The 12,792-nt window shown below is 69.4% G+C and carries 11 protein-coding genes; 6 read left to right on the top strand and 5 right to left on the bottom strand.

From position 1 onward, the window contains the following. Positions 1 to 54 precede the first annotated feature (54 nt). Positions 55 to 375, bottom strand: coding sequence for a 2-oxo-4-hydroxy-4-carboxy-5-ureidoimidazoline decarboxylase (locus ACWEO7_RS13475; RefSeq protein ID WP_452423346.1), 321 nt, complete (start codon positions 373 to 375; stop codon positions 55 to 57). A 182-nt stretch (positions 376 to 557) separates the two neighbouring features. Here ACWEO7_RS13475 and ACWEO7_RS13470 point away from each other — a divergent pair, with 182 nt between their 5' ends. Together ACWEO7_RS13470 and ACWEO7_RS13465 are read left to right on the top strand one after the other, a co-directional pair. Beyond that, on the top strand, positions 558 to 1,379 hold the full coding sequence (locus tag ACWEO7_RS13470) for a crotonase/enoyl-CoA hydratase family protein (RefSeq protein ID WP_452423344.1): 822 nt from the start codon (positions 558 to 560) through the stop codon (positions 1,377 to 1,379). Positions 1,380 to 1,566: 187 nt separating this feature from the next. After that, entirely contained in the window at positions 1,567 to 1,809 is a 243-nt protein-coding gene (locus tag ACWEO7_RS13465; protein ID WP_452423343.1) for a hypothetical protein, read from the top strand. A 124-nt stretch (positions 1,810 to 1,933) separates the two neighbouring features. Here ACWEO7_RS13465 and ACWEO7_RS13460 read toward each other — a convergent pair whose 3' ends face one another. Further along, positions 1,934 to 2,425: an inorganic diphosphatase gene (locus ACWEO7_RS13460; protein ID WP_355079184.1), complete on the bottom strand. Its 492-nt coding sequence runs from the start codon at positions 2,423 to 2,425 to the stop codon at positions 1,934 to 1,936. Between the two features lie 221 nt (positions 2,426 to 2,646). On the opposite strand from ACWEO7_RS13460, the gene ACWEO7_RS13455 reads away from it, so the two are divergent. From ACWEO7_RS13455 to hpt, 4 genes are read left to right on the top strand one after another with little or no spacing between them, the layout of a single operon-like run. Beyond that, positions 2,647 to 4,086: a D-alanyl-D-alanine carboxypeptidase/D-alanyl-D-alanine-endopeptidase gene (locus ACWEO7_RS13455; RefSeq protein ID WP_452423393.1), complete on the top strand. Its 1,440-nt coding sequence runs from the start codon at positions 2,647 to 2,649 to the stop codon at positions 4,084 to 4,086. 13 nt (positions 4,087 to 4,099) lie between these two features. Beyond that, complete coding sequence (locus ACWEO7_RS13450) at positions 4,100 to 5,209, top strand: zinc-dependent metalloprotease (protein ID WP_450018102.1); 1,110 nt, start codon at positions 4,100 to 4,102, stop codon at positions 5,207 to 5,209. 59 nt (positions 5,210 to 5,268) lie between these two features. Next, positions 5,269 to 6,396, top strand: a complete 1,128-nt coding sequence (gene tilS, locus ACWEO7_RS13445; protein ID WP_452423341.1) for a tRNA lysidine(34) synthetase TilS — start codon at positions 5,269 to 5,271, stop codon at positions 6,394 to 6,396. A gap of 1 nt (position 6,397) precedes the next feature. Beyond that, on the top strand, positions 6,398 to 6,952 hold the full coding sequence (hpt, locus tag ACWEO7_RS13440) for a hypoxanthine phosphoribosyltransferase (RefSeq protein ID WP_039794624.1): 555 nt from the start codon (positions 6,398 to 6,400) through the stop codon (positions 6,950 to 6,952). Positions 6,953 to 6,956: 4 nt separating this feature from the next. Here the strand turns inward: hpt and ACWEO7_RS13435 are convergent, their stop codons facing one another. Genes ACWEO7_RS13435 through ACWEO7_RS13425 form a run of 3 tightly spaced genes read right to left on the bottom strand, consistent with a single transcriptional unit; the run spans position 6,957 to position 12,741 of the window. Then, a complete protein-coding gene (locus tag ACWEO7_RS13435) occupies positions 6,957 to 7,673 on the bottom strand; it encodes a cyclase family protein (protein ID WP_452423338.1) in 717 nt (238 codons plus the stop codon). After that, positions 7,670 to 10,189: a protein kinase domain-containing protein gene (locus ACWEO7_RS13430; RefSeq protein WP_452423336.1), complete on the bottom strand. Its 2,520-nt coding sequence runs from the start codon at positions 10,187 to 10,189 to the stop codon at positions 7,670 to 7,672. The genes ACWEO7_RS13435 and ACWEO7_RS13430 overlap by 4 nt, the downstream gene beginning before the upstream one ends. Beyond that, positions 10,186 to 12,741: a serine/threonine-protein kinase gene (locus tag ACWEO7_RS13425; RefSeq protein ID WP_452423334.1), complete on the bottom strand. Its 2,556-nt coding sequence runs from the start codon at positions 12,739 to 12,741 to the stop codon at positions 10,186 to 10,188. The genes ACWEO7_RS13430 and ACWEO7_RS13425 overlap by 4 nt, the downstream gene beginning before the upstream one ends. Between the last annotated feature and the right edge of the window lie 51 nt (positions 12,742 to 12,792).

Here is a 12,792-nt window from a genome sequence, read left to right as displayed (position 1 = left end):
CCCACCAGGGTAGAGCGATTGCGGTCGGGACGCCGGGGAAGTCACGCGGTCGGCTCAGTATTCCGGATAGCCCTCGGCCGGGCCGAGCATCCCGGCGATCCGCCCACGGGTTATCCGCGCGAGTTCGGTCACGTCTCGCGCCGAGTCCGGTTCGTGCGCAACCGCTTCGAAGGCGCGGTCGACGTCCCGCTGAGACAGCGCGAGCAGTTCGACATCGGCCTTGCTCAGCAGCGCGTCCCGATCGGAATAGGGGCGAGCGTCGGCCAGTGTCGCGGCCCACGTGACGTTGCAGCAGCACTCGTACAGCGCGTGCACCGCGCGGCCGCGGGGCATTTCGTTGAAGCGGTCGAGACCGATCCCGCGATGCATCAGCATGATGTCCTCCGAAGCCGGTGAATGAGGTTTGCTGACTTGCTCATGATCCGCTGTTCTGCCCATCGCGAACCAGTACACCATTGCGAAATTTGCGCAGGGTTTACACGCGGCGAGGTTTCTTTCCGAGTCGCGCAGCACCGGGTCGGGACACGGGCTTCGATTTGTCTCGATACGCTGTACAAATGACAGATTGGCAGGCTTTCACCGTCGAAACGAAGGATCACGTCGCGCAGGTGACGTTGATCGGCCCCGGTAAGGGCAATGCGATGGGTCCCGACTTCTGGCGCGAGCTGCCGGAAGTGTTCCAGGCGCTGGACGCCGATCCGGAGGTGCGCGCGATCGTGCTGACCGGTTCCGGTAAACACTTCTCCTACGGTCTGGACCTGCCCGCGATGAGCGGCACGTTCGGCCCGTTGCTGGCCGATCGCGCGCTGGCCGCCCCTCGCACCGACTTCCTCGTCGACGTGCGCAAGATGCAGGCCGCGATCACGGCCGTGGCGGACTGCCGCAAGCCGGTGATCGCGGCGGTGTCCGGCTGGTGCATCGGAGGCGGGCTGGATCTCATCGCGGCGGCCGATATCCGCTACGCCAGCGCGGAGGCGAAGTTCAGTCTGCGCGAGGCGAAGGTCGCGATCGTCGCCGACGTCGGCTCGCTGCAACGGCTGCCCGGCATCATCGGTGAGGGGCACTTGCGCGAACTCGCCTACACCGCCAAGGACATCGACGCCGCGCGCGCGGAGAAGATCGGCCTGGTCAACGACGTCTTCTCGGACCAAGAGGCGGTGCTGGACGCGGCGCACGCCACCGCGCGGGAGATCGCGGCGAACCCGCCGCTGGTGGTGCAAGGCGTCAAAGACGTACTGGAGCAGCGGCGCAAGGACGACATCGCCGCGGGCCTGCGCTACGTCTCCGCGTGGAACGCCGCGTTCCTGCCGTCGGAGGATCTCGCCGAGGCGGTCAAGGCCGTATTCGAGAAGCGCGCGCCCGAATTCCGCGGCCACTGACACCGGCGGCGCGCTCGCACCCGGGCGAGTGCGCCGTCACCGACCCCAAGGGTGGGTATCGAGGGTGGGCAAGGTGATTCGCCTCAGGGTTGCGTTGCCCTCACCCTAGGGGTGGCTGTGCGAGATGCCGATCGCCCATATCGTTTGAAGCGTCAAAAATTTCATCTCGCATTCAGGAGCAAGAGCGATGCGTATCAAGTCCTTCTTCGCCGCTGGTCTGCTGGCCACCGCTGCCGTCGCCGGGGTGTCGACGGCCGCTACGGCCTCCGCCGCACCGGTTTACCAGGATGTCGCCTACGGCGGCACCTACGTCGGCACCTACGCCACGCTGAGCGCGTGCCGGGCCGACGGCGAGTCGCCGAGCACCGGCGGCTATTACTGGGAGTGCATCGAGACCTGGGACGGCTACGACCTGTACATCTACTACTGAGCCACCTGTCACAGAGAAGGGGCATCCGGATTCCGGGTGTCCCTTTTCGCCTTTCGTGACACCGACCGGAAGCGGGGAGTCCGGTGTCTGCCGGACTCCCCGCTTTCGTTGTGCCCGAAGGGGTTCAGTGTCCGCCCTGATCCTTCAACCGCTGGATGGACGCCTGCACCTCGGCCTCGGCCTCGGCCCGCCCGACCCACTCCGAGCCCTTGACGAACTTGCCGGGCTCGAGATCCTTGTAGCGCTCGAAGAAGTGCTTGATCGCGGCCAGCTCGAACTCCGGGACATCCTTCAGATCCTGGATGTGGTCCCAGCGCGGGTCGCCCGCGGGCACACACAGGATCTTGTCGTCGCCGCCCGCCTCGTCGGTCATCTTGTACATGGCGACCGGCCTGGCCTCCACGATCACGCCGGGGAACACCGAATCGGGCAGCAGGACCAGCGCGTCCAGCGGGTCGCCGTCCTCGCCGAGGGTGTTCTCGATGTAGCCGTAGTCGGCGGGATAGACCATGGACGTGTACAGGAACCGGTCGAGCCGGACCCGGCCGGTCTCGTGATCGACCTCGTACTTGTTCCGGGAACCCTTGGGGATCTCGATCGTGACGTCGAACTCCACGCCATCTCCTTTGTGTATGCATCGGTGCCGAGTTCTGCGACTCGGCTGCTATTCGGCGACTGCCGACTCGGCCGCTGCGGAGTGCGCCGACTCGCCAGGTTGTTCAGGGGAACGGTTGCGCAACGAGGATAGTGTGGTCGTCGGGGACATGGGTGCGGCAGGCGGCTGCTGCGGGAATCGGTCAGGAGAGCGGCGGCGACGTGTTTGGTGGCAACGAGAACATCGGTGGGCTGGCCGCCCGGCGGCGCCGCAACAGATGGCTGTTGATCTCGACCGTGCTGGTCGTGCTGGCCGTGGCCGCCGCGGTGGCACTGCTCGCGGTGCGGCCGTGGACCGACGAGTTCCGGCACGGTGGCCTGACCATCGCCGCCCCGCCCGCGCCGCCCGCGCCGTCCGGACAGGTCGTCCCGGCCCGGCCGACCGGTTCCGCGCCGAGTTCCGCCGGGATCGCCGCCGCGCTGGCCCCGGTGATCGCCAATCCGGACCTCGGCGCGTTCGCGGGCCAGGTGACCGACGCCGACAGCGGGACGGTGCTGTGGAGCGGCGACGCGAACCGGCCGATGATCCCGTCCTCCACCGCCAAGATCCTCACCACCGCGGCCGCTCTGCTCACGCTGCCCGCCGAGCAACGGGTGACCACGAAGGTGGTCGCCGGTGCGGCGCCGAACGAACTGGTGCTGGTCGGCGGGGGCGATCCGACGCTCACCGCGCAGCCGGACGGCAAGGGGTACTACCCGAACGGACCGCGTCTGTCCGACCTGGTCACCCAGATCAAGTCCGCGGGCCGCGCGGTGGACACGATCGTCGTCGACCTCTCCGCCTACACCGGCCCGACCATGGCGCAGGGCTGGGACCCGGTCGACATCCCCGAGGGTTCCATCGCCCCGATCGAGCCGGTGATGATCGACGGCGGCCGGTTGCAACCGCTGGTCGAGTACTCGCCGCGCACCGCGACGCCCGCTCTGGACGCGGGACGGCGGCTGGCCACCGAACTGGGGCTCGACCCGGCGCGGGTCCGGGCGGGCGCCGCACCCGCGGGCGCGGCCGAGGTCGCCTCGGTGCGTTCGGCGCCGCTGCGCGACCGGCTGCGCGACATGATGGTCTACTCCGACAACGTGCTCGCCGAGGCGATCGGACGGGAGATCGCGACCGCCACCGGCGGCGAGGCCTCGTTCACCGGCGGGGTCACCGCGGTGCGCACGGCGCTGAGCAAGGCCGGTTTCGATCTGTCCGGCCTGGATATGCACGACAGCAGTGGGCTTTCGGTAGACGACCGGATTCCCGCGCGATTGCTCGACCGGGTCGTGGCGACCGCGGCCGAGCCCACCGGCGCCACGGCGGTGCGACCGGCAGGCACCAAGGCCGAGCCCCAGAACGGCCGGGTCGCGGCGACCTTGACGCCGATGCTCGACAACCTGCCGGTCGCTGGCGCCACGGGCTCGCTGACCAGCCGTTACGTCACCCGGGATCGTCAGGCGGCGGGCTGGGTGCGGGCCAAGACCGGAACTCTGTCGGTCTCCAGCGCGTTGGTCGGATATGTGCTGGACGCCGATGGGCGGGTGCTGACCTTCGCACTGATGTCGAACGATCGACCACCGGAGGTGAGCAGGCCCGCGTTGGACGCGATCGCAGGCACGCTGCGAAACTGTGGATGCTCGTGACGGGTGGTTGATCATGACCCAGCAAGGTTCCGAGACAGCCGATTTCGGCTCCGCCGGCGCGGTCGAGCGGCGAAAACTCCGCTCGGGCCTGTCCGGCGTGGTGGATTGGCGTTTGGCCGCGCGGACCGGCTCCGTTCTGGTGCCGGCGGGTCCGCGCACGTCGCGCTATTCGGCCGAGCAGGTGGTCGCCGAGCTCGCCGATGCCTCCGTGCGGGCCGAGGCGCCGGTGCGCGAGGTCAGCGGGTTGCTGGACGACCGGCCGGTCCCGGCGGCCAGAATCGTCGACCGGCCGGGGTGGATCACGGCCGCCGCCGACTCGATGGCCCAGCTCACCGGGGCGGATGAGGCGCAGGCCGACCGCAAGTTCCTCGCGGGCAAACCCGCAGGGGTGCAGGCGGGCGCCATGCTCGCCTTCCTGTCCACCGCGATCCTCGGTCAATACGACCCGTTCACGGGGCCGGACGGCACTCTGTTGCTGGTCGCGCCGAACATCGTCGCGGTGGAGCGGGCGCTCGGGGTGTCGGCGAGCGATTTCCGGCTGTGGGTGTGCCTGCACGAGGTGACCCACCGGGTGCAGTTCTCCTCCGCGCCCTGGCTCGGTGAATACATGCGCGCGAACGTCGAGGTGCTCGGCGAGGCCGGTGACGAGCCGGTGAGCGACATGCTGTCCAGGCTGGTCGAAGAGGTGCGCGACCGCCGTCGCGGAACCGCCTCCGACGATCCGGCCGCGCGCGGTGTGGTCGGGCTGCTGCGTGCCACCCAGGCGCCGCCGCAGCGTGCGGCGCTGGACCGCCTGCTCATGCTCGGCACCCTGTTGGAGGGGCACGCCGATCACGTCATGGACGCGGTCGGTCCCGCGGTCGTCCCGTCGGTCGAGCAGATCCGCACCGCGTTCGACCAGCGCCGCAGGCGTCCGACCAACCCGGTGCAGCGACTCCTGCGCGCGCTGCTCGGCGTGGACGCGAAGGTCGCCCAGTACGTGCGTGGCAAGAAATTCGTCGATGAGGTGGTCGCCACCGTCGGGATGACGCGGTTCAACACGGTGTGGACCGAAGCCGACACGCTGCCGCGCACCGACGAGATCGAGCAGCCGCAGCGCTGGATCGAACGAGTACTGGACTGAACGAGGGTTTCCGGCTCGGCGGCGACTCGCCGTGCGCGGTCGGCCGGTAGGCTGCGCCCATGGGGCGTGCGCCAGGAACGACACCCGGGCGCTTCGGGCCGGAGAGCGGGACATCCGGATCCGGGCGGCCGTCCGCCGCCCGGCGATTGCCCGAGACCGCCGCTGTGCTGGCCGTTCGTCGAGCGGTCCGGGATTGGCTGAGCAGATTCGGGCCGAGTGAGACCGGTGAGCAGGCGGTCGCGGTGGCGCTGTCCGGCGGCGCGGATTCGCTGGCCCTCACCGCGGCGGCAGTCGTCGAGACGAGCGCGGTCGACGCCTTGGTGGTGGATCATCGCCTGCAACCCGGTTCCGGCGCCGTCGCCGCCGAGGCCGCGGCACAGGCACTCGCCCTCGGCTGCCGGTCCGCGCGCGTGCTCGCGGTCCAGGTCGGCTCCGAGGGCGGTGTGGAAGCCGCCGCGCGCCGGGCCCGATATGCCGCGCTGGACTCCGCGCGCCACGGTCTTCCGGTGCTGCTCGGGCACACCCTCGACGACCAGGCCGAAACGGTGCTGCTCGGGCTCGCGCGCGGCTCCGGCGGCCGCTCGATCCAAGGGATGTCCGCGTGCGCCGAGCCGTGGGGGCGGCCGTTGCTCGGCGTGCGCCGGGAAACCACCCGGCGCGTGTGCGCCGATCTGGGCGTGACGCCGCACGACGACCCGCACAACGCGGCGCCGGAATTCACCAGGGTCCGGCTACGCACCGAGGCGTTGCCGCTGTTGGAGCAGATCCTCGGCGGCGGGGTGGCCCCGGCGCTGGCGCGTACGGCCGAACAACTGCGGGAGGACGGGGCGGTGCTGGACGCGCTCGCCGCCGAGCTGCGGCACACCGCCGGTGATGGGCGGGCGCTGGTGATCGAGACCCTCGCCACTGCACCCGCGGCTCTGCGGAAACGGGCGATTCGGGCATGGCTGCTGGAGTACGGTGCGAAAGCCCTGACCACCAAGCATTTACAGGCAGTCGACGAACTGGTTACGGCTTGGCGCGGGCAGGGCGGCGTCGCGGTCGGCGGCGGCAGGCCGGGTAGCAGGTTGGTCGCGGGGCGCGAACATGGCAGGCTGACACTGCGGCTGGGTGAGGCTGGCATCGGACCGATGCCGCAGACCGAACCGGCCGAACGGGCTCACCACCACGGAAGGGAATCCAGCTGACGTGTACGGGGATGACATCGCGTCGGTGCTGATCACCGCGGAACAGATCGCCGCCAAGACCCAGGAGCTGGCCGAACTCATCGCCAAGCGGTATCCACCCGACGCTCCGGAGGGCGATCTGCTGCTGGTGGGCGTGCTCAAGGGCGCGATCTTCTTCATGACCGACCTGGCCAAGGCGCTGCCGATCCCGACCCAGATGGAGTTCATGGCCGTCTCGTCCTACGGGTCGTCGACCTCGTCCTCGGGTGTGGTTCGCATCATGAAGGACTTGGACAAGGACATCGCGGGCCGCAACGTCCTGATCGTCGAGGACATCATCGACTCCGGGCTCACGCTGTCGTGGCTCAAGCGCAACCTGTCCACCCGTAACCCGGCTTCGCTCGAGGTGGTCACCTTGCTACGCAAGCCCGACGCGCTACGCACGCCGGTGGAGGTCGCGCACGTCGGCTTCGACATCCCGAACGAATTCGTCGTCGGCTACGGCCTCGACTACGCGGAGCGCTACCGCGACCTGCCCTACATCGGCACCCTCAATCCCAAGGTCTACGGCGGCTGAGACGTCAGCCCGGCAGGATGCCGAAAATCGTTGCCGGTGAACCGGAACCGCCGCGATAGAGCGGTCCGCCCACCAGCACCCACGCCCCGGTCGCGGGCAGTGCCGCCAGGTTCGCCAAGCATTCCAAGCTGATCCGGTGCTCGCCGTAGAGCAGCTTCGACACCGCGTACGTCTCGTCGGTGCCCACGTCGGGGCCGAACGTGTCGATGCCCAGCGCGCCGCGGCGGCCGAGCCTGCCGCCGCGCAGCAGCCATTCCACCGTCTGCACCGCGAAACCAGGTTGCCGACCGGTTGATTCGCCCGTGCCGACGAACTCCGGCGTGCCCCACTTGGCGTCCCACCCGGTCCAGGCGACGATCGCGGCGCTGTCCGGGATCCGGCCGTGCTCGGCCTCCCACCGCTTCAGATCGTCGACCGTGATCGCGTAGTCGCGATCGTTCGCGCAGCGCTGCCGGAGATCGATCTTCACCGCGGGCAGCAGCAGATCGTCGAGGTCGAGTTCGTCGGCGGCCAGTCCGTCCGCGCGGAAGTGAATCGGCGCACCCCAATGGGTTCCGGTGTGTTCGCCCTGCTGGATATAGCGCAGGAGGTAGCCGTCGTTCGCGATCGTGGCCACGATGTCGGTGCGGAATTCCGGATCCTCCGGGTACAGCGGTGTGGTGACCGGATCGTGGACGTGCGACAGGTTCACCAGCCGTCCGAGCGGGCGGGGTGTGGTCATCGCGTCCGCTGGGGAATCGCCCTGGCCAGAGCGAGCAGATCCGCTTCCAGGAGCCGGAACAGTCGATAGGTCAGCACGAATGCCAGGATGCCACCCACGCTCAGCACACGCACCGGAACGATCACCAGCTCCAGGTCGTCGGCCTCGACGAAGGTCGCGCTCGCCACGCCGAGCAGTGGAACCGAGGCCGCCACACCGAGGTAGAAACTGCCGCGCCTGGCCAGCGCGCGGAGCTGGCGTTCGTCGTCGGGACCGATACCGCCGCGCACCAGCAGCTGTGGATAGATCGCGCGCACCGAGTAGACCATGATCGGAAAGAACGGATAGGCGAGTGCGATCGCCGCGCACACGATCTGCGCGGCGAAGAAGTGCAAAAAGGTGCCGCGCGGCAGGTCGACACCGGAGAAGGCCAGCCCGAGCGGCCAGACGATGCCCGCGACCAGCCAGAAGCCGAAGGGTATCCACACCGCCCAGTCACCCATCAGCAAGGTGTCGCGGCGTGCTTGCGCGAGCGTGCGCGCGGAGTAGCCGTCGCCACGGCCGAGGCGGTAGGAGATGGCGAGCGGCCGCCGGGTCATGAACAACAGCAGCAGCGCGGCGACCGGGAACGCGATGAGGTTGTTGATCAATCCGACCGCCGTGAACTTCTCCTGGTCCGCGGTCGACATCCGGTCGATGATGAGGCTCTGGTTCAGCTGGATGTTGTAAAAGCTGGCCAGCACGTTCGGCACGCCGACGCACAGCGCCGCGACCGGAAGCAGCCACCCGCGGGCACGGTGGGCGAGGCTGCCGGGCGGGGGATCGACCAGGTCGCGCGCGCGGGTGTCCAGGCAGAGGTCGAGTTGTCCCGCGAGCTCGGCGCCGCCGCGCCAGCGCCGCCGCGGGTCTTCGTGCAGACAGTCCAGCAGCACGCGGCGCAGCGTGGCCGGCGTGTCTTCCGGCAGGCGCGCGAGCGCCGCGGCCGAGACGCCGCCGCGGCGCTCCGTGAGCATCCGCGTGTAAGTCTCGGTGCCGGGGTCGTTCTGCTCCAGTGGCGGATCGTCGAAGGGGGTTGCGCCTGTGAGCATTTCCCAGAGCAGCACACCGAGGGAGTAGACGTCGCTGGCGTCGCCGGGGGCGGGCGCGTCGGGGTCGAGGTAGCGGCTCAGCTGCTCCGGAGAGCGGTAGACCAGTGCGTCGGTCCCGCCGGGATCGTGCGGCGCGGTGCGCCCAGGTACCTCACCGAGGGCGAAGTCGGCCAGCTTGGGAATGCCCTCCGCGGTGAACAGCACGTTCGCCGGTTTGATGTCGTGGTGCAGCACGCCATGGTGTGCGGCGTAATCCAGCGCGTCGGCCAGCCGCCTGCCCACCCACGCCACTGTCTCCGGCCAGTTCAGCCGCGCGATCTCGGCGCGCACGCTCGAATCCGACGGCCGGATCTCGCCCTTGGCCTCCATGGCGGTGTCCACCGCGCGCAGCAGCAGGACGCCGCCGTCGGTCACGGGGCCGCGACGGCGTTGCTCGAGCAGGTCGACCGCCGTGCCGCCGGGGAGGTATTGCATGTAGACCAGACGCGGGAGGGTGGTCGTCCTGGACTCCGGTGCGAGGGCCGGTCGCGGGGGCGCGGATGCGATGTCGTCCGGAGGGGCCGCGACGGTCGCGTCCGGATCGCTCGATCGCTCGGTCACCGCGTCTGGATGAGCCGGAACCGCGGCCGCGTCACGAGGTTCGGCCGATCGTGGCGCCACGATGGTCTCGTCGTTGCCGGGGTGGCTTGTCCAGCTCGACGGGACGGCCGCGAGGGTGGCGTCGAGGTCCGGGTGTGGCGCGGCGATGGTGGCATTCGCCGCGGTGTGGCGGCCGTTCGCGGGAGGACCCGCGACGGTCAGAGCCTGCGCGGCGTCGGCGATGAGTACTCGCTGGTCGAAGACCCGCACGATGTGGGCGTGATCGAGCTGGGCCATCGTGTGCGCCGCGCCCGCCCGGCCCGCCGAGAACCGGACGGCGACCAGCCGTTGCATGGAACGCTGCCTGGCCAGGAAGACCCGGCCGAGCAGCCCCGCGCCCAGGTCGGTGAGCAGATCGAAGTCATCGATCCGCAGGCCCGGCGCGAGATCGGCGAGCGCGGCGACCGCTTCGCTCGAGTCGGCGTCCGCGTGGGCGTCGTCGGCGGCGAGATCGGCGAGGTGTTCGCGAACCGCGCCGGCGAGGTCCGGGTATTCGGCGAGGAAGTCCTCCAGCGGCAGCGGTCCGCGTCGGCGACGCGCCAGAAATTCCTCGCACAGCAGATCGACCAACTCCGGGCTGGTCTCCACATCGGGGAATTCCTCGCGATAGTCGGCGATCCGTTTGCCGAGCCCCTCGCGCTCCCACCGTCGCCGCAGATCCACCCGGATCAGATCGACGAGTACCCCCAGGCGAACTTGCGTGCCGTCGGGTACGTACTCGCGGATCTGCGGCGGCAAGCGATCACCATGGAGACTGCGCTGCCAGTCGGCGGAGAAACGGGCGACGGCATCGGTGCGGGGCAAACTCACCTGTCGGTCTCCACGGCGGTCGCGGGCGCGGTCGGTCGGGCGGATCGGCCCTCGCCGGCCCCCGATTCGGCGGATTCCGGATCGACCACCCGCTCCAGCGCCCGTAGGTCCGCTTCCAGCGCACGGAACAGCAGATAGGTGCCCACGAACGCGATTATGCCGCCCACACACAGCAACCGAACCGCGACGATGACCGAGGGGATGTCGGACGGGGGCAGGAAGGTCACTCCGGTGACCGCGAGCAGCGGCACCGAGGCGGCCACCGCGAGGTAACCGTTGCAGCGCCGGTCCAGGCCGCGCAGCCAGACCGCGTCCTCAGGGCTGATGTCCCCGTGCCGGAGGAACAGGGGATAGACGCACCGCACCAGGTAGAACGTCAGCAGGAAGAAGGGATAGGCGAGCGCGATCGCGCCGCACACCACCAACGAGGAGAAGAAGTGCACCACGGCCTGTGCCGATATATCTCCCGTCGACACCTGTAGCGCGATCGGGAAGATCAGTCCCGCCAGCACCCACAGCGAGAAGGCCACCGCCACGGCCCGATCGCCCATCAGCAACGCGTCGCGTCTGGCACGCCGCAGGGTTTCCGGATCGTATCTTCGTCCTTTGCGTAGACCGCGCGTCACCGTCAGCACGTATCTCGCCATATACAGCACGAGCGCGATGCCGGTCGGGAAGAAGATCGCGTTCACGACGCCGGTGATGACGAGGAAAGTCTGCTGGGCCTCCTCGGTCATCCGGCTGATGATCAGGTGCTGGTTGTGCTGAATGTTGTACAGCGAGGCGAGCACGTTCGGCAGCGCCATCGCCACCAGCGCCACCGGCACGATGTACGGGCGCAACCGCAGCCGCCAGCTGTTCGGCGCGGGGTCGACCAATTCTCGCGCGCGTTCGTCCAGGCACATCTCCAACTGCCTGGCCAGGATCGCGCCGCTGGACCACCGGTCGGCCCGCTCGGGGGCGAGGCAGGTCAAAAGGATGCGGCGCAACGCGGCGGGGCAGTCGGCCGGAACCTGCTGCAGCGCGGCCTCGTTCACGCCGCTGCTGCGCCGCTCCAGCATGGCCTCCAGCGTGGTGTCGTCGCCTTGGTCACCCGCCCCCGCCGTGCGGTCGTCGAACGGCTTCGCACCGGTGAGCAGCTCCCACAGCACCACGCCGAGCGAATAGATGTCGGCGCGGGTATCCAGGTCGGCGGCACTGCGGCCGAAACCGGGATGGCACGCCTCCAGTTGTTCCGGTGACATGTAGGCCAGTGATCCGCCGAAGTAGGCCACCGGGCTGGTGCCCTCCACGTTGCGGCTGAAGCTGATGTTGAAGTCGGCGAGTTTCGGCACGCCCTCGGCGGTGAGCAGGACATTGGCCGGTTTGACGTCGCGGTGCAGCACGCCGTGCGAGGAGGCATAGTCCAGCGCCTCGGCCAGCCTGCGGCCCAGCCACGCCACCGTCTCCGGCCAGCTCAGCGCCGCGATCTCGGCGCGCACGCTGGAGTCGGTCGGCCGGATCTCGCCCTTCTCCTCCATGGCCGCGTCCACGGCGTCCAGCAGAAGCCTGCCGCTGCGCTCCTCGGGTGGGGTCGCGCGCACCCAGCGCAGCACGCCGAGCAGCGTGCCTCCGGGCAGGAACTGCATGTAGAGCAGCCGCAGCCGCCGCGCGGCGCCCTCGGCGTCGTCCAGCAGCCGCTGGTCGAAGACCCGCACGATGTAGTCGTGGTCGAGCTGGGCCAATGTCTGCGGTTCGGTGCCGTGATCGCTGGAGATCTTCACCGCGACCAGCCGTTGCAGCGAGCGCTGCCGCGCGAGAAAGACCCGGGCGAACGCACCGCTGCCCAGACCGGTCAGCAGATCGAAGTCGTCGATCCGCTGACCGATCTCGATCCGGTCGAGCGGGTCGGAGCGGCCCGGCCCGGTCCCGATCGTCGTGGGCACGGCGGTGGCCGTACCCGTCAGATCGGCGGCGGTCGTTCTGGTCACCTCGGAATCACGAACAGACCCCGCGGTTTGGTTCAATACGGTGTCGGCGACAACGGAGTCGCTGTGCGCGACCGCGGTCAAGACGGAATCCTCCGGGGTCGCGCGGCGGGTGCTCTGGTCGATCTCGTCGGCGTTCAGCAACTCGCGCAGTTGCTCCGCCTGCCGCGGATATTCGCGCAGGCATTCGCGCGGATCGACCCGCTCGCCGCTCTGGCGGCGGGTGACGAACTCCTCGTACACCAAGCCGGCGGGAATATCGTCGGAAGCGAGTTCGGGGAATTCGGCGCAGTAATCGGTCAAGCGCATACGCGCGGCCGGTTCCGGCGCGGTGCCCGCGCCTTTACCGCGGCCAAGCAGCCAGCGATGACGCAGGTCGACGCGGATCAGCTCCAGCAATGCCTCACGACGCAAGGTACTGGCGTCCGGGAGATATTCGGCGATCGCCGGTGGGCGTCGGGTGGATTCCCACTCCGCGGTGAACGCGGCCACCGCCTCGGATTCGGCACGCGACACCTCGCCACTCCTCGGCCGGGTCGAAATACCCGTGTCGGGGTCGGACCTTCTCTCAGAGTTCGCACTCATGCTCGGACCTAGTGGCTCGGCGGACGCCGCGGAATCCGCACCGGTTGTTGT

The organism is Nocardia sp. NPDC004260 (assembly GCF_053603155.1).
This window is presented reverse-complemented; position numbering and strand designations above follow the sequence as displayed.